Genomic DNA, 20,022 nt, shown 5'->3' with positions numbered 1-20,022 from the left:
AGAGTGAAAACGATGAATAAACCACCGATTATTTGGACAAACGTCCTATTTTTTAGCCTAACCTTTTTGGCGGCTGTCACACTTGTACCTTGGTACGGCATTAGTTACGGATTTACCAGCGCGCATTGGATTGCATTTGTAGGCTGTATGTTTTACGCAGGCCTATCTATCACTGCCGGATACCACCGATTATGGGCGCATAAAGCCTATAACGTACACCCTGCAATAGAATTTATTTTTGCTCTTGGTGGCGCATTTGCTTTGCAAAACAGTGCGTTGCACTGGAGTAGCGATCACCGTATACACCACGGCCAAGTAGATGACCCAGTAAAAGACCCTTACGCCGCAACTAACGGCTTTTGGTACAGCCATATTGGCTGGATGCTCCGTGATTACCAAGGCGATAGTTATAACGATTACAGTAATTGTCGCGATTTACAGCGCAATAAAGTTGTTATGTGGCAACATAAACACTACTTAAAGCTTGTTATAGCCATGAATGTCGGTTTACCGCTTGTGCTTGGTTTATTAGTAGGCGATGTGTGGGGTATGCTACTACTTGCAGGTTTATTACGCTTAGTATTGAGCCAGCACTTTACCTTTTTCATTAATTCATTGGCTCATATTTGGGGCTCACGCCCATACACTGAAAAAAACACCGCACGCGATAATGGCTTTTTAGCGTTATTTACTTATGGCGAGGGTTACCATAACTTCCACCATATTTTTGCAAGCGATTACCGTAACGGTATTAAGTGGTTTCATTACGACCCAACAAAATGGATGATCCGCTCTTTAGCAGCGCTCGGTTTAGCCAGTAAATTAAAGCGCACCCCGGTTGAGCGCATAGAAAAAGCCAAAGCCGAAACGCTAATGAGTAAAACGCAAACGCGCCTTTCAAAATTGCCTTTAGCGCAAGATAAGCTTACATTATTACAACAAGAGTACGATTTACTGCTGAAAAAGCTGCAAAATTACTGTTCACTACAAAAACAAGTGTTAGAAGCTAAAAAAAATAACATGGCAAAGCAGTGTGAACAATCAGCATTAATGACACAATACCATGAGCTGGAAGCCGCCTGGGAGAATCAAAAACAGGCATGGCTAGCACTTAATGCGAGGTTATTAAAAGCCTCTTTTAATTAATTTAGGAGTGGCTGTGGCCAAACAACCAGAACAAAAAAAAGCACCCGTAGTTTACCAATATGACGCAATAATTATTGGTACGGGCCCTGGCGGTGAAGGCACCGCCATGAACCTATCTAAAAACGATAAAAAAGTAGCGGTTATTGAGCGCCAACAAGCTGTTGGCGGTGGCTGTGTACATTGGGGAACAATTCCTTCAAAAGCATTACGCCACTCGGTTAGCCGCTATATTGAATACAAAGCAAACCCACTTTTTAATGTTGGCGAGCGCCCTAGCCGCTTAACGTTTCCTGATATTTTAAGTCATGCAAGTTCTGTTATTTCTAAGCAGTCAAACTTACGTAGCAGCTTTTACGACCGTAACCGCATTCATATGTACCAAGGCGATGCGAGCTTTGTAGATAAACACACGGTTGAAATTAAGCGCCTTGATGGCTCAGCAGAGCGTATTACCGCTAAAACCATTGTAATTGCTACTGGCTCACGCCCATACCGCCCACCTGAGGTCGACTTTAGCCATTCACGTATTTACGACAGCGATACTATTTTAGGCCTAGAGCACGACCCACAACGTGTACTTATATACGGTGCGGGTGTTATTGGCTGTGAATACGCTTCAATCTTTAAAGGCTTAGGCGCTAAGGTAGATTTAGTAAACACACGCGACCGCTTATTAGCCTTTATGGATGCAGAAATTTCTGACGCGCTTAGCTACCACTTTTGGAACAGCGGTATTGTTATTCGTCACAACGAAGAGTTTGACCGTATAGAAACGCGCTCAGATTGCGTTGTAATGCATTTAAAATCGGGCAAGCGTGTAAAAGCCGACTGTATTTTATTTGCTAACGGGCGCACAGGTAATACCGATACGCTAAACCTTGAAGCTATTGGTTTAAAAGCCGATGGTCGAGGCCAGCTTAAAGTCAACGAAATGTACCAAACTGAGGTAGACAACGTTTACGCAGTAGGTGATGTAATTGGCTACCCAAGCTTAGCTAGTGCAGCATTTGATCAAGGCCGTATAGCTGCCGATGCTATTGCCTGCGGTAATTGCGAAGATAAGCTAATTATAGATATACCGGCCGGTATTTATACTATTCCTGAAATGAGTTCGGTAGGTAAAACAGAGCAACAGCTAACCGCTGCAAAAGTACCGTATGAAGTTGGTCGTGCTCAGTTTAAGCACTTAGCTCGTGCGCAAATTGCGGGTACAGAAGTTGGTAGTTTAAAAATATTGTTTCACAGTGAAACAAAAGAAGTACTTGGCGTGCATTGCTTTGGTGAGCGTGCCTCAGAAATTGTTCACATTGGCCAAGCCATCATGGAACAAAAAGGGGCAGGCAACACTGTTGACTACTTTGTAAATACCACATTTAACTACCCAACGATGGCAGAAGCCTACCGTGTTGCGGCGTTAAATGGATTAAATAGATTATTTACTTAACCCGATTACTACACAGCAAAAAGCCCGCTAATTAGCGGGCTTTTTAATAGCTATTAATACTACGGTTGTTATTTGTGGTATTGCGCGCTTAGCTCATGTACTGCATTAATAAATACACCGGCGTTTTCTGGGTCTACATCTGGTGTAATACCGTGGCCTAAGTTAAATACGTGGCCATCACCTGTGCCAAAGTCTTCTAAAATAGTGCCTACTTCTTGGCGGATACGATCAGGCGTACCGTGAAGCATTGACGGGTCCATATTACCTTGCAATGCAACTTTATCGCCTACACGACGTTTAGCGTCGCCAATATTAATAGTCCAATCAAGACCTACTGCATCACAGCCTGTTGCTGCAATTGCTTCAATCCACTGGCCACCATTTTTGGTAAATAGCGTTACCGGCACTTTACGGCCGTCGTATTCGCGAATTAAACCATCAACAATTTTATGCATGTATTGCAGTGAGAATTCGTTGTAATCGCGCGGGCTTAATACGCCGCCCCACGAGTCAAATACCATTAACGATTGCGCACCAGCTTTTACTTGTGCGTTTAAGTAATCAATGACTGAATCAGCTAATTTATCTAGTAATAAATGTAGTGTTTGCGGCTCTGCAAAGGCCATTTTTTTAATTTTACCAAATACTTTACTGCTTCCGCCTTCAACCATGTAAGTTGCTAGTGTCCACGGTGAACCCGAAAAGCCAATTAGTGGCACTTCGCCTTTAAGTTCACGGCGAATAGTACTTACTGCGTTCATTACATAGCCAAGCTCGTCAGTTGGGTCTAGCTTAGGAATCTTTTTAACATCAGCAAGTGACGAAATAGGGTTTTCAAATTTAGGGCCTTCACCGGTTTCAAAGTACAAACCTAAACCCATAGCATCGGGAATAGTTAAAATGTCACTAAATAAAATAGCAGCATCTAACGGGTAACGGCGAAGTGGTTGTAGTGTTACTTCACATGCAAGCTCAGCATTACGGCACAGGCTCATAAAATCGCCCGCTTGTGCACGTGTAGCACGGTACTCTGGTAAATAGCGTCCTGCTTGGCGCATCATCCATACCGGTGTTACATCAACGGGTTGTTTTGCAAGTGCACGTAAATAACGGTCGTTTTTTAATTCGCTCATAGCGTAAATAATCCTGAGGCTTATAGAAATTGTTCAAGATTGTACCACCATATTCTCCGGCTCTCTATCGCTAAGCTCGTAAAACATGTGTTACAGCTAACAGAACCTATTTTGTTGCTTATTTAGTCACATTTGAGTGTTAAATAACCAAAAAGAACTAACAATAAAAACTTTTTGTTAATATGTTTGCAACATAACAAAAACCTTGGTATTGTTTGTCCCGCGTTAACAAGAACAATAATAAAAATCTTAAACAACAATAACAAAAATATTTATAATAAAAATAACAAAAATCTTCTATAACAATAAGAAAGCTTGTATTAACAGGCCAAAACAAGAAATTAAGCCACCTTAACCGGTGGTTTTTTCTTGCCTGCAATAAAATAATAATTTACCTACAATAAATACACACATGCACCAGCTCATACCTTTTACTTGTTGATATACACTTAAATAAAATATATCTTGATGTATAAGAAAATTTAAATTTAACCATAAAAGTGACCCAGCTTAGGAGAACAGTAATGCTGACGCGCGTAGAGAAAGCTCAACAAAAATGGGGTGGTAGCCATACTGTCATTGATAAATGGTTAAACGAGCGCCAAGAGTTAATTGTACTTTATTGTAAAATGGCTGGGTTTTCGCCATACGACAAAAAAGATCACGCCTTACCAGAGCCAGAACAAATTCAATCATTTTGCCAAATTTTAATGGATTACTTATCTGCCGGCCATTTTGAAGTGTACGATGACATTGCAAAAGCCTGTGAAAGCAAAGGCCTTGAAAGCCAAGAGCTGGCAAATACAATTTACCCGCGCATTTCTAGCACAACAGATATTGCTTTAGATTTTAACGATAAATACGCAGAAGTAGATAAAGAGGACTTATTAGCAGAGTTTGACAACGATTTGTCGGTACTTGGCGAAACGTTAGAAGCGCGTTTTGAACTAGAAGATGAGCTAATAGATAATTTGTTTTCTAACCACACAGATTAATAAAATAGCCAACAAAAAAGGGACCGTTATGGTCCCTTTTTGCGTTATAAGCTACCGCTTATTGCGCAGGTGCTTCGTCATCTTGTATTTCAAGTAGTTCTACTTCAAAAACAAGCGTTGAGTTAGCTGGAATTTTACCTAGGTCACGATCGCCGTAAGCAAGTTCAGAAGGAATAGTGAACTTGTACTTAGACCCTACTGACATAAGCTGTAAACCTTCAGTCCAACCCGCAATTACACGGTTAAGAGGGAAAGTAGTTGGCTCGTTACGCGCATAAGAGCTATCAAACTCAGTGCCGTCTAATAAAGTACCTTTGTAATGTACTTTAACTACGTCTGTTGCTGCTGGCTTTTCGCCTTCGCCTTCGCTAAGTACTTCGTACTGTAGACCTGACTCAGTTACTGTTACGCCTTCTTTTTTAGCATTTTCTTCTAGGTATTTTTTACCTGCTTCTTTGCTTTTTTCAGACTCAACTTTAGCTTTAGCTTCTTGCTTTGCACGCACTGATGTATCTAGCTCAGTTAGCACTTCACGGATTTTTTCTTCATCGATTTTTGCATTACCTGCAAGCGCGTCTTCAAAACCACGAATTAATAGTGCTTGGTCTAGTTCAATACCAATCTCTGATTTATCAGCTAGGTCTTTATTTAAAAAGTTACCTACTGATGCACCAATACCGTATGCTTGTTGCTGCTCTACAGTGTCTAATTTAACTTCAGCTTGTTCTTGTTTTGCTTCTTGATTACAAGCTGTAAGCGCTAAAACCGACGCTGCAATCAATGACAATCTAATCGTCTTTTTCATTTTAAATCTCCGACACACTTTGCAGTTGTCATTTATTGTATTATTACTAGTTAAAGATTAACGGCCTACATGATAGGCTGCTTGTTTAATAACTAACTAAATTAAAACCTAACCTATTATAGTGATTAGACAAACACCCTAGGCCTTCAACGTGACCTAGTCTAACCTCTCAGTCACTAAGAGTTAAGAGGAAATACCTGTAATATGTCGATATTTCGTACTTTTTTAATCGCTTTTAGCTGTTTATTAGCCCTAGCTTGTAGCGATCAAAAACAGCAAGCTGCACAACGCTTTGAACACGCAGCACAGGGTGCGTTTTCCTCGGCAGTATCTAACGATGGTAAATACAGCCTAGTCTCCTCCATTCACCATGGGGTCGCCCTGTGGGATAATCAACAGCAGGTGCTAAAATATCAATGGTTTCAACAGCAATCACAAGAAAGCCTAGTGTATGCTGTGGCTATTGCGTTTGATAATAGCGTGGCCGTTACCGCCGAAAAAACCACCTTTGCCGTGTGGGATATTAGCAGCGGCGAAAACCGCGGCTATTATAAAATTCAACAAGCCACTATTCGCGATATTGCGATAAGTAACCAAGGCCGCAGTGTTTTATACGGCAGAAGCGACGGCGTAGTGGTATTTTTAAACCTAGAAACCGGACGCCGCATTGAGTTTTTAGGCCACCAAGACAAAGTAAACACCGTTGATTTATCGCCTAATGGGCGCTACGCCTTAAGCGGCTCAAACGATTACGTTGCTTATTTTTGGGATACACGTACGGGGCAAGTAATTCATCGCTTTAATCACCCGACTCGTGTTACCCAAGTAACCCTAGACCCACAAGGTCGCTACGCATTTACCGCAGATAGTATGAAGCAAGCACATGTATGGAAGCTGACTACAGGTGATCTTGTGAGTAAACTGGCGTATATTGCGCGTCAGAAAATTTTTACTGCGGTACGCTTTAACGAACAAGGCACATTGCTGGCCACAGGCTCGCCCAATAAGCGCGTTGACTTATGGCAGTTACCCAGCGGAGAAAAAATTCAAACTTGGCAAGTCACACCACGAGAAGGCAGTAAGCCTAAATCGGCTGTGGTGCTAGATGTAACGTTTATAGATAACGGCAAGTCGTTGTTAACCGAGAGCTCGAGCGGAATTGCAGAGCACTTTACAATACGAGAAGCAAATGAACACAATTGAAAATCGTTTAATGGAGCTTGAGGCAAAAGTTGCTTTTCAAGACGAAACAATAGAAATATTAAATGACGAGCTAAAAGCACACCAACAGCAGCTAGCAAAAATGAAGCGCCAAACTGAGTTACTAGCAGAAAAACTTAAAGAAGCGCAGCAGCCGTCGCTAATGTCGCAAATGCAAGAGCCGCCTCCGCCACATTACTAAGCACACGGCAAAATAAAACCGGGTTAATCGCCCGGTTTAAATACACCAATTACTTGTTCAAATTGGCGAGTAGATGCCTGAACAGCGTTATCGGGTTGCGCCATTTTGTGGCCACACTCTACACACTCTACTTTTTCAACATCATGTTCTCTGTATAGCATCATGGTATCCATGGCTTTACACTCAGGGCACGATGCACCAGCAATAAATCGCTTCTTTTGTCTCACAACATTTTTCCTGTGGTTTGAACTACACATATTTTATCGTATAACTTCCTACGTTGATACGCTTGATAAGAGCAATACGTTCTATGGTATGATAGCGCCAACTTAACCAAGGCATAGTAAAGTAACGCATTCATGATCCAAATCTCAGAAATAGAACTACTTCGTGGCGGAAAAGCCTTATTAAAAAATGCCTCGGCTACTTTATTTCCACAGCACAAAGTGGGCTTAGTTGGCGCTAATGGCTGTGGTAAATCTACCTTATTTAGTTTATTAAAATCTGAGCTGCAACTCGATGCGGGTGATTGCAATATACCTAAAGATTGGTCTATTGCCTCTGTAAAACAAGAAACCCCAGCCCTTGAAATAAGCGCCATTGATTATGTACTTCAAGGTCACCCTGAATACTATGCATTGCGCATTGCCCTGCGTGAAGCTGAGCAAACAAACGATGGTGACACCCAAGCCAAAGTACATATTCAGCTTGAAAATATTAAAGGCTACAGCATAGAGTCAAAAGCAGGCGAATTGCTGCACGGCTTAGGCTTTGCTAATCACCAAATAGAAAACCCTGTAAGCGCGTTTTCTGGTGGTTGGCGTATGCGTTTAAACCTTGCACAAGCACTTATTCGCGATGCCGACTTACTATTACTCGATGAGCCTACCAACCACCTTGATTTAGACGCCGTTTACTGGCTTGAGCGCTTTTTACGCGCCTACACAGGCACCTTGGTACTTATATCTCATGACCGCGAGTTTTTAGACGCCGTGGTTGATCAAATTTGGCATGTCGATAAACAGCTTATTAATGTGTACAAAGGTAACTACTCACAGTTTGAACGCCAAAAAGCAGAGCGCTTATTGCAACAACAAGCAATGTTTGAAAAACAACAAGAGCAAATTGCCCATCTTGAGCAGTTTATAACTCGCTTTAAAGCCAAAGCCAGTAAGGCCAAACAGGCACAAAGCCGTGTTAAAGCGCTCGAACGTATGGAAAAACTGGCACCTGCGCATGCCGACTCACCGTTTGACTTTGAATTTTCCGAGCCAACAGCCCTGCCTAACCCGCTAATGACCCTAGATAAAGCAAAAGCAGGTTATGGCGATGTCACTATTTTAAATAATATCGCGCTAAACCTAGTTCCTGGCAGCCGTATTGCGTTACTCGGCCGTAACGGCGCGGGTAAATCAACGCTTATAAAGCTATTAGCGGGCGAGCTTGAGCCTCAAGCAGGTAAAGTGGTTCAGCACCATGGCTTAAATATAGGTTACTTTGCGCAGCACCAACTTGAATCGCTTGATTTAAAAGCCAGCGCAGTGACCCATATTCAACGCTTAAACCCACAAGCCACAGAGCAATCATTGCGTGACTTTTTAGGTGGCTTTGCATTTATTGGCGATAAAGCACTTGAACCCGTGGCGCCGTTTTCGGGCGGTGAAAAAGCCCGCTTAGTGCTAGCCATGTTGGTGTATCAAAAGCCCAATTTACTACTACTTGATGAGCCAACTAACCACCTTGATTTAGAAATGCGCCACGCGCTAGTAATGGCACTACAAGGCTTTGAAGGCGCCATGGTTACCGTATCGCACGATCGCCACATGCTTAAAAACACCGCCGATGAATTTTATTTAGTGGATGATGGCAAAGTCACTCAATTTGGTTACGACTTAGATGCGTATTACCAATGGTTACTCAATGCAAATAAAGAAGCCGCTAAAAGCCATCAACCTGACGAGCCAAAAGCAAATCCAAGCGTTAACCGTAAAGAGCAAAAGCGCCTAGAAGCTGAGTTTAGAAAAGCCATTCAACCACTTAAAAAACAAATTGAAAAGCTTGAAAAGCAGCTCGATAAATTTACTGCAGAGCTTAGCGAAGTTGAAGTAGCCCTTGGCGACAACACCCTCTACAACGACGATAACAAAGCTCAGTTAAAAGAGCTAATCACTAAGCAAGCCACGCTTACCCCTAAAGTAAACGACACTGAAGAAGAGTTACTAATGGCGCTTGAAGAAATGGAAGAAAAAGAACAGGCCTTTGCCGATGAACTTGCTCAATAAAAACGACTTTTGGCAATTTGCCTGCGCTTTGTACGCAAAGCCTGGGCAACAACAAACCTTGCTGACACTGCAAAACCAGCAAGGTAAAAACGTTAATTTGTGCCTATTTTTGCTTTATTTAGACTCACTTAAGCTAAGCATTAACACCGATCAGCTCAGTGTTTTAATAGACTCAGTTAATGAGTTTGATACGCAAGTACTTAAGCCACTGCGCGCCACGCGCAAGTATTTAAAAGCCAATCAAGAAAGTATCAGCAACTATGCAAAAATACGCCAAGAGCTATTAAGCGCCGAGTTAAAGCTTGAAAAGCAACAACAGCAAATACTGATTGATACAGCGAATAAACTTAGCTTTTTAGAAGCTGTAAAGCCAAACAATATTGAGCTGTATATGAAAGCCTCTTAGGCTGGCAGTTTTTACACCCTCTTCTAAATGTTCATTCTTTTCTCTTTGTGCAAAAAAACCTTTAAGTAATTTATTCACAAAGAGGTTAAGAGGCGCTGCGCTTTTAGAGGAAAATAAAAGCCAAGCTAATATCACTAGAAATATAAGCCTAGCCTCTGTTGGCTCGTGGCTATCTTTTCTCATTTACTTCTCATTCTTTTCTCTTTGTGCAAAAAATCTTTAAGCCAATTAATCACAAAGAGGGTTAGAGACGCAGCGCTTTTAGAGGAAAATAAAAACCAAGTTATTATCGCTAGAAATATAAGCCTAGCCGCTGTTAGCTCGTGGCTATCTTTTCTCATTTACTTCTCATTCTTTTCTCTTTGTGCAAAAAATCTTTAAGACAATTAATCACAAAGAGGGAGAGGCGCTGCGCTTTTAGAGGAAAATAAAAACCAAGTTATTATTGCTAAAAATATAAGCCTAGCCGCTACTGGCTTGTGGCTATATTTTCTCATTTACTTCTCATTTTTTTGTCTTTGTGCAAAAAATCTTTAAGCCGATTGATTCTTCAAAGCCTATAGGCGCTGCAGTAGAAACTGAATAACCCCTAAAACATGATCTACATCAACTTTACTTGGTTACTTTTTTCACGCAGGGAAATAGTTTGATCTCGATCACATTATGCTTTGCAAAGTCACTTTATGATGTCTCCATCAACTGAACGAGGAGATTAATCATGAACGTATTCTTTAGAGACTTTTTTAGCGACCCTGTTTTATTTATGTCTTTTGGGATTTTAGGCGTCGTGATTTCTCTTTGCCTATTTTACGCTTTTTACTTTATTAAAAAAATTAGCGAGGCTGAAGTTCCCGAGCATCATTAAGCACGACGCACAAAGCGCCTACTCAGGTTACTGATTAGGCGCTTTTTATTTTATAAAGCGAAAAATTTGGTACACTAACGTTTCGTTTTTTTCATAGTGCGTAGTACAAACATGATCAATAAGTTTAAACCAGCATGGTGGATGACCAATCGTCACGTTCAAACCATAATGCCGCGTTTTTTCCGTCCATTTCACAATACGTCCTACGAACTTGAGCAACTTGATACGCCCGACGGCGATTTTATTGAACTTGCATGGTCGCTGCCTCATAACGAAAACGCTCCCCTTGCTGTGGTTTTACATGGCCTTGAAGGCAACATAAATAGCTTTTATGCCAAAGGCATGATGAAAGCCTTAAAAAAGCAAGGTTATGCCGTAGTACTTATGCACTTTAGAAACTGCTCAAGTGAAGTTAACCGCTTACCGCGTGCTTATCATAGTGGCGATACCGCCGACTTAGCTTTTTTTATAAATCATTTAAGGGAGCAATTCCCCAGCCGCCCTATTATGGCTGTTGGTTTTTCGTTAGGGGGCAATGTACTGGCTAAATACCTAGGCGAAGAGCGCGAAAACTGCCCCTTAAGTGCTGCAGCCGTGGTTTCGGCTCCTTATGATTTATCATCATCAAGCGATGTTATTCGCAAAAGCTTAGGCAAGATTTATCAAAAGTACTTGCTCGATAGAATGAAAAAATCAATGCAGCGTAAATTGCCACAAATTAAGCAGCAAATACCTATTACCTCTGAGCAGTTAATGAAAATTGACGATTTGCTAGAGTTTGATAATCAACTAACCGCTCCACTGCATGGCTTTGAAAACGCACACGATTACTATCGTCAAGCCAGCGCAATGCCCTACTTAAAACATATTGCGATTCCTACGTTAATAATTCATGCCAAGGACGATCCAATGTTGTCGATTAAAGCCGTGCCAAGTAGGCAAGATGTGAGTGAGCATGTTACCCTGAGTGTCTCTGAAAAAGGCGGCCACGTAGGGTTTATTAGCGGTAATAATCCGTTTAGGCCGGTATTTTGGCTTGAACAAGCCGTCCCTCATTATTTTGGCCAGCACGTCCCCACTAAAGCGAGCAGTAAGCAGTTATGATTATCCCTTTTGAACAACTTGATAAAGACACCCTCTATAACCTAATTGAAAGCTACGTGCTTCGTGAAGGCACCGATTACGGTGAGCAAGAAGTGAGTATTCAAAGTAAAGTAGCGCAGGTTAATCAGCAGCTTAGAAATGGTGAAGCGATGGTGTTTTTTTCTGAGCTACATGAGTCGGTCACTATTATTTCAAAAAATGAATTTAAAGCACTGCAAAGCGAAGAGCATGAAGCACAGTCGTTTGATTAACGCCTAACACTTGTAACTTTTGAGCTGAACGTACACAATGGCTTTTTACCCAAAGAGCCAAAACATGATAAAACTCAGCACTCTAGTGGTAGCCATATCACTAGCTTTAACACCACAAGCCTTTGCAGAGCAAGTAAAAAGCCCGTCAGACAAAGCAGTAAAATTAGCAAAGGACACTATTTTAATCGACACCCATATTGATGTACCTTATCGTATCCACGAAAAATGGGTTGATGTAACTAAAGCCACCGACGGCGGCGACTTTGACTACCCTCGCGCAGTAACGGGCGGTCTAAACGCACCTTTTATGTCGATTTATATTCCTGCTCACTTAGAATTTGAAGGCAAAGGTAAAAGCTACCAGCTAGCCAATCAAATGATTGATAGCATGGAAGCGATTGCACAGCGTGCTCCTGAAAAATTTGCTATTGCTAGCTCAACAGCGGATATAGAAGCGCAATTTGAGCAAGGTAAACTGTCAATTGCGATGGGGATGGAAAATGGCTCGCCAATTGAAGGAAAAATAGAAAACCTTCAGCACTTTTTTGACCGCGGTGTACGCTACATCACACTTGCGCACTCGCAAAGCAACCATATTTCTGACTCGTCATACGATATTCGCCGTAAATGGAAAGGTTTAAGCCCATTTGGTAAAAAGCTAATTACTGAAATGAACAACGTCGGTATGCTAATTGACGTATCACATATATCAGATGATGCGTTTTATCAGGTAATGGAGCTATCTAAAACGCCGGTTATTGCTTCACACTCTTCACTGCGCAAATACACGCCAGGCTTTGAGCGTAATATGAATGATGACATGTTATTAGCGCTTAAAAAGAATGGCGGGGTTATTCAAATTAACTTTGGCTCAAGCTTTGTAACCTCTAAAGCAGGTGCGTGGTACAAAGACCTTAAAAGCACTAAAGAGACCGTTAAAAAAGAAGGCACTAAGCCAAGTAAAGACTTTGATGCAGCGTACCGCGCTAAAAACCCATTCCCGTTTGCAAGCCTTGAGCAAGTACTTGATCATATTGATCACGTTGTAGAGCTTATTGGCATTGATTACGTGGGCATTGGCTCTGACTACGATGGTGTAGGCGATTCGTTACCGATTGGCTTAAAGGATGTATCTAGCTATCCTAACCTAGTGCAAGGCTTAATGGACAGAGGTTACAGCGATTCAGACATTAAAAAGATTTTAAGCGAAAATACGCTAAGGGTTTGGAAGCAAGCCGAAGCATATGCGAAAAAGCACTAAGCTGTAAGCTGTAAGCTGTCAGCTGTCAGCTGTCAGCTGTCAGCTGTCAGCTGTCAGCTGTCAGTTGTCAGTTGTCAGTTGTCAGTTGTCAGTTGTCAGTTGTCAAAAAGTTTAATTAATAGCACGGCTTAAAGTCGTGCTTTTTTATGTGTTAAGTATAATTTAACACCAAGCGACTAATAGCTGATAGCTGATAGCTGAAATTAAACACTTTTCTTCAGGCATTAAAAAAGGCCACCGTAGTGACCTCTTTTTAGTATTAATTAGCTAGGCTAATTATTACTCTACGATAGTTGCTACAACACCAGCACCTACAGTACGGCCACCTTCACGGATAGCGAAACGAAGACCTTCGTCCATCGCGATTGGCGCGATTAGAGTTACTGTCATCTTAACGTTATCACCAGGCATTACCATTTCTACGCCTTCTGGTAACTGTACGTCACCTGTTACGTCAGTTGTACGGAAGTAGAACTGTGGACGGTAACCTTTGAAGAAAGGAGTATGACGACCACCTTCATCTTTAGAAAGTACGTATACTTCTGAAGTGAATGTAGTGTGTGGGTTGATTGAACCAGGCTTAGCAAGTACTTGACCACGTTCAACGTCTTCACGCTTAGTACCACGTAGAAGTGCACCAATGTTCTCACCAGCACGACCTTCGTCAAGAAGCTTACGGAACATTTCAACACCAGTACAAGTAGACTTAGTAGTCTCTTTGATACCAACGATTTCAACTTCGTCGTTCACGTTGATGATACCAGCTTCAACACGACCAGTTACTACTGTACCACGGCCTTGGATTGAGAAAACGTCTTCGATAGGCATGATGAATGGCTTATCGATGTCACGCTCTGGCTCTGGGATGTAAGAATCTAGTGCTTCTGCAAGCTCAACGATCTTGTCTTCCCACTGCTTTTCGCCTTCAAGTGCTTTAAGAGCAGAACCTTGAATTAGTGGTAAGTCATCACCTGGGAAGTCGTATTCAGAAAGAAGTTCACGAACTTCCATTTCTACTAGCTCAAGTAGCTCTTCGTCGTCAACCATGTCACATTTGTTCATGAATACAACGATGTAAGGTACGCCAACCTGACGAGAAAGTAGGATGTGCTCACGCGTTTGTGGCATAGGGCCGTCAGTCGCAGCTACTACTAAGATAGCGCCGTCCATTTGAGCAGCACCAGTGATCATGTTTTTAACATAATCGGCGTGTCCAGGACAATCTACGTGTGCGTAGTGACGAGTTGGTGTATCGTACTCAACGTGAGAAGTTGAGATTGTGATACCACGCTCGCGCTCTTCTGGAGCGTTATCGATTGATGCGAAATCTTTAGCAACACCGCCGTATACTTTTGCAAGTACGTTAGTGATTGCTGCAGTTAGTGTAGTTTTACCGTGGTCAACGTGGCCGATTGTACCAACGTTTACGTGCGGTTTTACGCGTTCAAACTTTTCTTTTGCCATGACGGAACCTATCAGTTTTGTGTATCTAGATTACATATGAAAATAATCCACCAGAGGTAGATTAATTTAATTTTTTCAAATTTCAAATAGTTTTTTCTGACAGATAAAGGAAGTATTCAAGGAGATTCATATGACTGGTGCTGATAGGCAGATTTGAACTGCCGACCTCACCCTTACCAAGGGTGCGCTCTACCAACTGAGCTATATCAGCAACACCATAATTGGAGCGGGCAGCGGGAATCGAACCCGCATCATCAGCTTGGAAGGCTGAGGTAATAGCCATTATACGATGCCCGCTTTAGGAACCTGTTCTTAAACTACCTCTAACCGTCAAGAATAAAGTGGTGGAGGGAGCTGGATTCGAACCAGCGAAGGCTGAGCCGTCAGATTTACAGTCTGATCCCTTTGGCCGCTCGGGAACCCCTCCACGATAATTCTTTACTAATTCACTTTCGGTAAAAGGAAAGTGGTGCCGACTAACCGAGTCGAACGGTTGACCTACTGATTACAAGTCAGTTGCTCTACCAGCTGAGCTAAGTCGGCACTGCTTTAGTACGGGGCGAGATATTAGAGTAAGGTTTATTATGATGCAACTATAAAATTAAAAAAAATGTAATTTTTTAGCTTAAATGCTCACAATTCATGCAAAAGTGCTTAATTTTGCTGTTTTTCGTCGTTTTTACTTAGCTCATGCCAATAATTTAATCCTTTCATAACCAATAAAGAATCAAAAATACTGCCACTTATTTGTTGCTGTAACAGCAAACCGTAACCACCGGCGCACAAAATTTGTGGTTTTTGTTCGCCTGTTACGTGTTTAAGTTGGTATTTGGCCTGTTCAATAGCGCCTAATGTTGCCACCAGCGCGCCATTTTTTAATCCGTTGGGTGTGTTTTTACCTAGCTCGTTTAAAAAGGGGGTATTGGCATCATCAAACACGCGCTGAGTATTTTGTGTTAATGAGCGAGTCATTAAATCAAGGCCGGGCAATATCCAGCCCCCTAAGTGCTCGCCTTCGCCGCTCAATACATCAATAGTGGTTGCAGTGCCAGCATCAACAATAATGCATGGTGTGTTAGGGTAAAGTGTAAAACCTGCCACCAGCGCAAGCCAGCGATCAATACCTAAATTGCTAACCTGTTCATATGCGCAGCTTAAGCCACTGAGATTTTTACTAACATGCGCCTCAAAACACGGAATGCTTTTTTTGGCGGCTAATGTGAGCGCGTCATTTAATAATTCACTGTTACCTACACAAGCATACACAACCTCAGTTATTGCTTGCCACGGCACGTCGCTCATAGAAACGGGCTTTGCTTGTTGCTCGCGCCATAAGGCCGCTTTTAATGACGTATTACCTACATCTATTAGCAGTTTCATAATTCGGCCTTTCTTAACGAGATTTCGCCGCCATAGTAACTTTTAACTTCGCCGTCTTGGCGAATACGTATTCCGCCGTGCTGATCAATACCCTCACAAATACCCCGCCAGCTTCTGTGCCCCGTATTTAGCTCTACGCATTCTCCTGCAAAGGCGTTTAGGGCGTTCCACTGTGCGTACATGCTGTTTAGCCCGTCTTGCTGGTAATCTGCCAAACGCTGCTCTAAATAAAAGGTAAGCGAAGCAACTAACTGGTTTTTATCAAGCGCGGTGGTGTGTTGGCTTAAATCAGTCCATGCTTGGTCAATGTGTTCGCTGGTGTTTTGCGGCATTTGTAGATTTATGCCAATACCAATAACTAGCTGACAAGGGCCTTGCGGTTGCCCATCTAGCTCAACTAATACTCCGGCTAGTTTTTGCTTATTTATGTATATGTCGTTTGGCCATTTAAGTTCAATGTCTATATCGTAAAGTGCTTTTATAGCATCATATACCGCAAGCCCTACTGCAATTGATACGCCCATAGCAGCTTGCAGGCCATCATCTAAGCGCCAAAAATAACTGTAATATAAATTAGCGCCAAATGGAGATTGCCATACCCGCCCTCGCCTTCCGCGCCCGGCTTGCTGCATTTCGGCAACCACAACAGTGCCAGACTCAAGCGCGACTTTATTTTGAATACGGCGCATTAGTTCGCTGTTGGTTGAATCTATAATAGGGTGTACTTCTACTTGGGCTGTATTGGCACCTAATGCATGGTAATGTTTGGTTATATCGGCTTGGTTTAGCAAACCCACCGCATTGTTTAAACTGTAACCTTTACCCGTCACTTTAAATATATCGAGCCCCATGTCTTGCAGTGTTTGAATATGTTTACTCACTGCAGCACGGCTTATACCTAGTTGCTCGCCAAGGACTTGGCCCGATACAAAGCCACCTTGGTTAAGTGCATTTAATATAGCTAGTTTATTTCCATCTGGTGCTTTCATTACGCGTGCTCCGTAGTAATATGGCATTCACTATTTGTGTTTATAAGCCTTACTTCGTGCTCTAGCATTATGCCGTAACGTGCAAACACCGTATTTTGTATATGCGTGATCATAGTGATTAAATCGCTTCCTTTACTATCACCATGATTAACTAATACCAGCGCCTGCTGCTGATGCACCTCAATCCCTGCTACTGTAAAGCCCTTCAAGCCCGCTTGGTCAATTAGCCAACCTGCCGCCACTTTGTGATGGCTTTCCCCATAGGGGTAATGCGGTAAATCACCAAACCGCACAAGCAGCGCTTCTAAACGCGCATTGCTAATAATCGGATTTTTAAAAAAACTACCCGCATTGGCTAAAGTGTATGGGTTTGGCAGCTTAGCGTTACGAATTTCAATTACCTGCTCAAATACCATTTTAGGGGTGGGATTTTGCAATACTTTGAGTGGGCCATAACTTAAAACTGGCTGCCACTTTTTAGGGAGCGCTAAATTAACTTGAGTGATCACCGCCTTGTTTTTTAAAGCATGTTTAAAAATAGAGTCACGATAAGCAAACTCACACTGTGCGTTAGTTAAAGTCACCTTAGTTTTTGTGGCTATATCAATGTATTCAACCGACTCTACAAATTGGGCAAGCTCAACACCATAAGCACCAATATTTTGTACCGGCGACGCCCCAACAGTGCCCGGAATAAGCGCTAGGTTTTCAAGCCCTGCAATATTTTTATCAAGTAAATAGCTTACTAGGTTATGCCAGTTCTCGCCCGCAGCTGCACTCACTAATACGTCATTTTCACGCTCGGTAATAGTAATGCCCTTAGTGGCCATTTTAATTACGGTGCCTGCGTAGTTTTCTAAAAATATTGTGTTGCTACCTTCCCCTAATAAACAAAACGGAGCACTGAAACGGTGTGCTTTAAGTTGCTCAACCGAGGTTATTTCAACAAAATGCTGGCATTGATTGTTTAGTGCAAAGGTATGTAAAGGTTTTAATGAGTGCGCCACAAAGGTCTCTGAGTGTACTGGTAACTAATCGCAGTAGTTTACCTTATTGTCGCAAAGAATGTAAAAATCACTCAACCCGCTGTATCAATCATGATATAAAACCTGCACTTATTATTAGTGTTCAGGGTATTTTATGAAAATTAAACCTCTTTTTTTAAGCCTCGCTATGGCCGGTATGTGCTCGCAAGCAATGGCAAACGCGATTGATCAAAACTCATACGCCAACCTAGATGATGTGGTAACAACACACTTAAACCTTGATTTAGATGTCGATTTTGCCGACAAGCAATTAGAAGGTTTTGTTGAGCACACGCTAAAGTGGAACAATGACACAAGTAAAAAGCTGGTACTTGATACCCGCGACTTAGACATTGATAAAGTAATGTACCAAGACACCTCGGGCGATTGGCACAAAGCTAAATTTACACTGGCAGATCGCGATGATGTTAAAGGCTCAAAACTAACAATTACTTTAAAAAGCCAAGCGCCAAAAGTACGTATTTACTACAACAGCCGCCCAGAAGCATCTGGCCTGCAATGGTTAACACCAGAGCAAACAGCCAGCAAAACGCACCCGTTTATGTACAGCCAATCGCAGGCTATTCACGCTCGTAGCTGGTTACCAGTACAAGATACCCCTGCCATGCGCGTTACTTACTCTGCCCGTATTCATACACCAAAAGATATACGTGCCGTAATGAGCGCTGATAACAAAGACGCACTATACAAAGATGGCGACTACCACTTTGAGATGCCTCAAGCTATTTCGCCGTACTTAATTGCGATTGGTGCAGGTAATTTAGAATTTAAAGCCATGTCAAAACAAACTGGTATATTTGCCGAGCCTGAAATTTTAGACGCTTCGGTTGCCGAGTTTAACGACACCCAAGCCATGATCGACAAAACCAACGAAATGTATGGTGAGTATGCATGGGGCCGTTACGATTTATTAATGCTACCGCCTAGCTTTCCGTTTGGTGGTATGGAAAACCCGCGTCTTTCGTTTATTACCCCTACCGTAGTTGCTGGCGATAAAAGCTTAGTAAACCTTATTGCGCATGAGCTTGCACACTCTTGGTCTGGTAACTTAGTTACCAACGCTACGTGGGAAGATTTATGGTTAAACGAAGGTTTTACCTCTTACGTTGAAAACCGCATCATGGAAGAAGTGTTTGGCCGCGACCGCGCCGTAATGGAGCAAGCTTTAGATGCAGCAGGCTTACGTGCTCAGCTTAAAACCATTGATGCACCCGATACGCGCCTTAATTTAAAACTTAATGGCCGCGATCCAGATGATGCATTTAGCTCAGTGCCATACACTAAAGGTCAGCTATTTTTAATCTACCTAGAAGAAAAATACGGCCGTGATAAGTTTGATGACTTTGTTAAGACCTACTTTAATGAGTTTGCATTTAAATCGCTGACTACTGCGCAATTTGTTACTTATTTAAAAGCTAACTTAATTGAAAAATATCCAGGCGTTGTAAGCATGGATAAAGTGAATGAGTGGATTTTTGAGCCAGGTTTACCAAGCGATGCACCTAACCCAACATCGGATGCGTTTGATAAAGTAGATACAGCAAGCGCAGCATGGTTAAAAGGTGAAACAAGCGCAGCACAATTACCTACGGCTCAATGGACAGTGCACGAGTGGTTACACTTTTTAAATAACCTACCACGTGATTTAAGCTTAGATAAGATGAGCGAGCTTGATAAGCAATTTAACTTAACGCAATCAACCAATGCAGAGCGCGCGTTTGCATGGTTTATGTTAGCCGTAGGTAATGGTTACCAACCTATTTACCCAGCGCTTGATAAGCACTTATCAGGTATAGGCCGCCGTAAATTAATTGTGCCGTTATACAAAGCACTTATTAAAAATGGTAAGCGTGAGTGGGCACATGATGTATACATCAAAGCACGCCCAGGCTACCACCCGCTTGCACAAGGCACCATTGACGCTTTATTTGATAAATAAGCAACCTGTGCCACCCCTAAAGGTGTTCACACCTTTAGGGTAAAACAACAAAACCATTAAAAAAGGCCGATTTATCGGCCTTTTTTAATACTGTAATTTTCTCAAGCTAA

The 20,022-nt window shown here is 42.2% G+C and carries 19 protein-coding genes and 4 tRNA genes; 12 read left to right on the top strand and 11 right to left on the bottom strand.

What is annotated here, in order from left to right; all coding sequences use genetic code 11:
- Window positions 1-12 precede the first annotated feature (12 nt).
- Together SJY38_RS15655 and sthA are read left to right on the top strand one after the other, a co-directional pair.
- Window positions 13-1,146, top strand: coding sequence for an acyl-CoA desaturase (locus SJY38_RS15655; RefSeq protein WP_377110159.1), 1,134 nt, complete (start codon window positions 13-15; stop codon window positions 1,144-1,146).
- 13 nt (window positions 1,147-1,159) lie between these two features.
- The gene (gene sthA, locus SJY38_RS15650) at window positions 1,160-2,590 is read left to right on the top strand and encodes a Si-specific NAD(P)(+) transhydrogenase (RefSeq protein ID WP_029774151.1); all 1,431 of its coding nucleotides are present in this window, start codon (window positions 1,160-1,162) and stop codon (window positions 2,588-2,590) included.
- Between the two features lie 68 nt (window positions 2,591-2,658).
- Here the strand turns inward: sthA and hemE are convergent, their stop codons facing one another.
- On the bottom strand, window positions 2,659-3,723 hold the full coding sequence (gene hemE / locus SJY38_RS15645) for a uroporphyrinogen decarboxylase (protein WP_024033935.1): 1,065 nt from the start codon (window positions 3,721-3,723) through the stop codon (window positions 2,659-2,661).
- 524 nt (window positions 3,724-4,247) lie between these two features.
- Between hemE and SJY38_RS15640 the strand changes: the two genes are divergently transcribed.
- The gene (locus SJY38_RS15640) at window positions 4,248-4,718 is read left to right on the top strand and encodes an Rsd/AlgQ family anti-sigma factor (protein WP_004589394.1); all 471 of its coding nucleotides are present in this window, start codon (window positions 4,248-4,250) and stop codon (window positions 4,716-4,718) included.
- Between the two features lie 58 nt (window positions 4,719-4,776).
- Here SJY38_RS15640 and fkpA read toward each other — a convergent pair whose 3' ends face one another.
- Window positions 4,777-5,523 carry an FKBP-type peptidyl-prolyl cis-trans isomerase gene (gene fkpA, locus SJY38_RS15635; protein ID WP_004589617.1) on the bottom strand — a complete coding sequence of 249 codons (747 nt, stop codon included), beginning with the start codon at window positions 5,521-5,523 and terminating at the stop codon, window positions 4,777-4,779.
- A 204-nt stretch (window positions 5,524-5,727) separates the two neighbouring features.
- Between fkpA and SJY38_RS15630 the strand changes: the two genes are divergently transcribed.
- Together SJY38_RS15630 and SJY38_RS15625 are read left to right on the top strand one after the other, a co-directional pair.
- The gene (locus SJY38_RS15630; RefSeq protein ID WP_024033936.1) at window positions 5,728-6,726 is read left to right on the top strand and encodes a WD40 repeat domain-containing protein; all 999 of its coding nucleotides are present in this window, start codon (window positions 5,728-5,730) and stop codon (window positions 6,724-6,726) included.
- Entirely contained in the window at window positions 6,713-6,925 is a 213-nt protein-coding gene (locus SJY38_RS15625; RefSeq protein ID WP_004589619.1) for a SlyX family protein, read from the top strand. Before SJY38_RS15630 ends, SJY38_RS15625 begins: the two co-directional genes overlap by 14 nt.
- Before the next feature lie 23 nt (window positions 6,926-6,948).
- Here SJY38_RS15625 and SJY38_RS15620 read toward each other — a convergent pair whose 3' ends face one another.
- Window positions 6,949-7,152: a YheV family putative zinc ribbon protein gene (locus SJY38_RS15620; RefSeq protein ID WP_004589620.1), complete on the bottom strand. Its 204-nt coding sequence runs from the start codon at window positions 7,150-7,152 to the stop codon at window positions 6,949-6,951.
- 132 nt (window positions 7,153-7,284) lie between these two features.
- On the opposite strand from SJY38_RS15620, the gene SJY38_RS15615 reads away from it, so the two are divergent.
- The 6 genes from SJY38_RS15615 to SJY38_RS15590 all read left to right on the top strand — a co-directional run bounded on the left by SJY38_RS15615 (window position 7,285) and on the right by SJY38_RS15590 (window position 13,094).
- Complete coding sequence (locus tag SJY38_RS15615; protein ID WP_377110158.1) at window positions 7,285-9,207, top strand: ATP-binding cassette domain-containing protein; 1,923 nt, start codon at window positions 7,285-7,287, stop codon at window positions 9,205-9,207.
- Window positions 9,191-9,613: a TIGR02444 family protein gene (locus SJY38_RS15610; protein ID WP_377110157.1), complete on the top strand. Its 423-nt coding sequence runs from the start codon at window positions 9,191-9,193 to the stop codon at window positions 9,611-9,613. Before SJY38_RS15615 ends, SJY38_RS15610 begins: the two co-directional genes overlap by 17 nt.
- 718 nt (window positions 9,614-10,331) lie before the next feature.
- Window positions 10,332-10,478, top strand: coding sequence for a hypothetical protein (locus SJY38_RS15605; protein ID WP_004589623.1), 147 nt, complete (start codon window positions 10,332-10,334; stop codon window positions 10,476-10,478).
- A gap of 111 nt (window positions 10,479-10,589) precedes the next feature.
- The gene (locus SJY38_RS15600) at window positions 10,590-11,582 is read left to right on the top strand and encodes a hydrolase (RefSeq protein WP_024033940.1); all 993 of its coding nucleotides are present in this window, start codon (window positions 10,590-10,592) and stop codon (window positions 11,580-11,582) included.
- Entirely contained in the window at window positions 11,579-11,833 is a 255-nt protein-coding gene (locus SJY38_RS15595) for a YheU family protein (protein ID WP_004589625.1), read from the top strand. Before SJY38_RS15600 ends, SJY38_RS15595 begins: the two co-directional genes overlap by 4 nt.
- Before the next feature lie 64 nt (window positions 11,834-11,897).
- Complete coding sequence (locus SJY38_RS15590) at window positions 11,898-13,094, top strand: dipeptidase (RefSeq protein ID WP_377110156.1); 1,197 nt, start codon at window positions 11,898-11,900, stop codon at window positions 13,092-13,094.
- 279 nt (window positions 13,095-13,373) lie between these two features.
- On the opposite strand, the gene tuf is transcribed toward SJY38_RS15590, so the two are convergent.
- The 8 genes from tuf to murB form a co-directional block, all read right to left on the bottom strand.
- Window positions 13,374-14,558, bottom strand: a complete 1,185-nt coding sequence (tuf, locus tag SJY38_RS15585; protein WP_004589660.1) for an elongation factor Tu — start codon at window positions 14,556-14,558, stop codon at window positions 13,374-13,376.
- 135 nt (window positions 14,559-14,693) lie between these two features.
- Window positions 14,694-14,769, bottom strand: a tRNA-Thr gene (locus tag SJY38_RS15580).
- Window positions 14,770-14,780: 11 nt separating this feature from the next.
- Window positions 14,781-14,855, bottom strand: a tRNA-Gly gene (locus tag SJY38_RS15575).
- A gap of 45 nt (window positions 14,856-14,900) precedes the next feature.
- A tRNA-Tyr gene (locus tag SJY38_RS15570) sits at window positions 14,901-14,985 on the bottom strand.
- Window positions 14,986-15,025: 40 nt separating this feature from the next.
- Window positions 15,026-15,101 (bottom strand) — tRNA-Thr (locus SJY38_RS15565).
- Between the two features lie 111 nt (window positions 15,102-15,212).
- Window positions 15,213-15,938, bottom strand: a complete 726-nt coding sequence (locus SJY38_RS15560) for a type III pantothenate kinase (protein ID WP_377110155.1) — start codon at window positions 15,936-15,938, stop codon at window positions 15,213-15,215.
- Complete coding sequence (birA, locus tag SJY38_RS15555) at window positions 15,935-16,927, bottom strand: bifunctional biotin--[acetyl-CoA-carboxylase] ligase/biotin operon repressor BirA (RefSeq protein WP_121638134.1); 993 nt, start codon at window positions 16,925-16,927, stop codon at window positions 15,935-15,937. Before birA ends, SJY38_RS15560 begins: the two co-directional genes overlap by 4 nt.
- Complete coding sequence (gene murB, locus SJY38_RS15550) at window positions 16,927-17,934, bottom strand: UDP-N-acetylmuramate dehydrogenase (RefSeq protein WP_377110154.1); 1,008 nt, start codon at window positions 17,932-17,934, stop codon at window positions 16,927-16,929. Before murB ends, birA begins: the two co-directional genes overlap by 1 nt.
- A 133-nt stretch (window positions 17,935-18,067) precedes the next feature.
- Here murB and SJY38_RS15545 point away from each other — a divergent pair, with 133 nt between their 5' ends.
- Window positions 18,068-19,912 carry a M1 family metallopeptidase gene (locus SJY38_RS15545; RefSeq protein WP_029774313.1) on the top strand — a complete coding sequence of 615 codons (1,845 nt, stop codon included), beginning with the start codon at window positions 18,068-18,070 and terminating at the stop codon, window positions 19,910-19,912.
- Window positions 19,913-20,022 lie beyond the last annotated feature (110 nt).

The sequence above is a fragment of the Pseudoalteromonas sp. R86517 genome, assembly GCF_042466295.1.
Taxonomy (GTDB): Bacteria; Pseudomonadota; Gammaproteobacteria; order Enterobacterales; family Alteromonadaceae; genus Pseudoalteromonas; species Pseudoalteromonas atlantica.
This window is presented reverse-complemented; position numbering and strand designations above follow the sequence as displayed.

Bases quoted from the DNA above. Each gene is read 5' to 3' on its own strand.
- SJY38_RS15655 (WP_377110159.1), top strand. From the start codon at position 13: ATGAATAAACCACCGATTATTTGGACAAACGTCCTATTTTTTAGCCTA.
- hemE (WP_024033935.1), bottom strand. From the start codon at position 3,723: ATGAGCGAATTAAAAAACGACCGTTATTTACGTGCACTTGCAAAACAA.
- SJY38_RS15640 (WP_004589394.1), top strand. From the start codon at position 4,248: ATGCTGACGCGCGTAGAGAAAGCTCAACAAAAATGGGGTGGTAGCCAT.
- fkpA (WP_004589617.1), bottom strand. From the start codon at position 5,523: ATGAAAAAGACGATTAGATTGTCATTGATTGCAGCGTCGGTTTTAGCG.
- SJY38_RS15630 (WP_024033936.1), top strand. From the start codon at position 5,728: ATGTCGATATTTCGTACTTTTTTAATCGCTTTTAGCTGTTTATTAGCC.
- SJY38_RS15625 (WP_004589619.1), top strand. From the start codon at position 6,713: ATGAACACAATTGAAAATCGTTTAATGGAGCTTGAGGCAAAAGTTGCT.
- SJY38_RS15615 (WP_377110158.1), top strand. From the start codon at position 7,285: ATGATCCAAATCTCAGAAATAGAACTACTTCGTGGCGGAAAAGCCTTA.
- SJY38_RS15610 (WP_377110157.1), top strand. From the start codon at position 9,191: ATGAACTTGCTCAATAAAAACGACTTTTGGCAATTTGCCTGCGCTTTG.
- SJY38_RS15605 (WP_004589623.1), top strand. From the start codon at position 10,332: ATGAACGTATTCTTTAGAGACTTTTTTAGCGACCCTGTTTTATTTATG.
- SJY38_RS15600 (WP_024033940.1), top strand. From the start codon at position 10,590: ATGATCAATAAGTTTAAACCAGCATGGTGGATGACCAATCGTCACGTT.
- SJY38_RS15595 (WP_004589625.1), top strand. From the start codon at position 11,579: ATGATTATCCCTTTTGAACAACTTGATAAAGACACCCTCTATAACCTA.
- SJY38_RS15590 (WP_377110156.1), top strand. From the start codon at position 11,898: ATGATAAAACTCAGCACTCTAGTGGTAGCCATATCACTAGCTTTAACA.
- tuf (WP_004589660.1), bottom strand. From the start codon at position 14,558: ATGGCAAAAGAAAAGTTTGAACGCGTAAAACCGCACGTAAACGTTGGT.
- SJY38_RS15560 (WP_377110155.1), bottom strand. From the start codon at position 15,938: ATGAAACTGCTAATAGATGTAGGTAATACGTCATTAAAAGCGGCCTTA.
- birA (WP_121638134.1), bottom strand. From the start codon at position 16,927: ATGAAAGCACCAGATGGAAATAAACTAGCTATATTAAATGCACTTAAC.
- SJY38_RS15545 (WP_029774313.1), top strand. From the start codon at position 18,068: ATGAAAATTAAACCTCTTTTTTTAAGCCTCGCTATGGCCGGTATGTGC.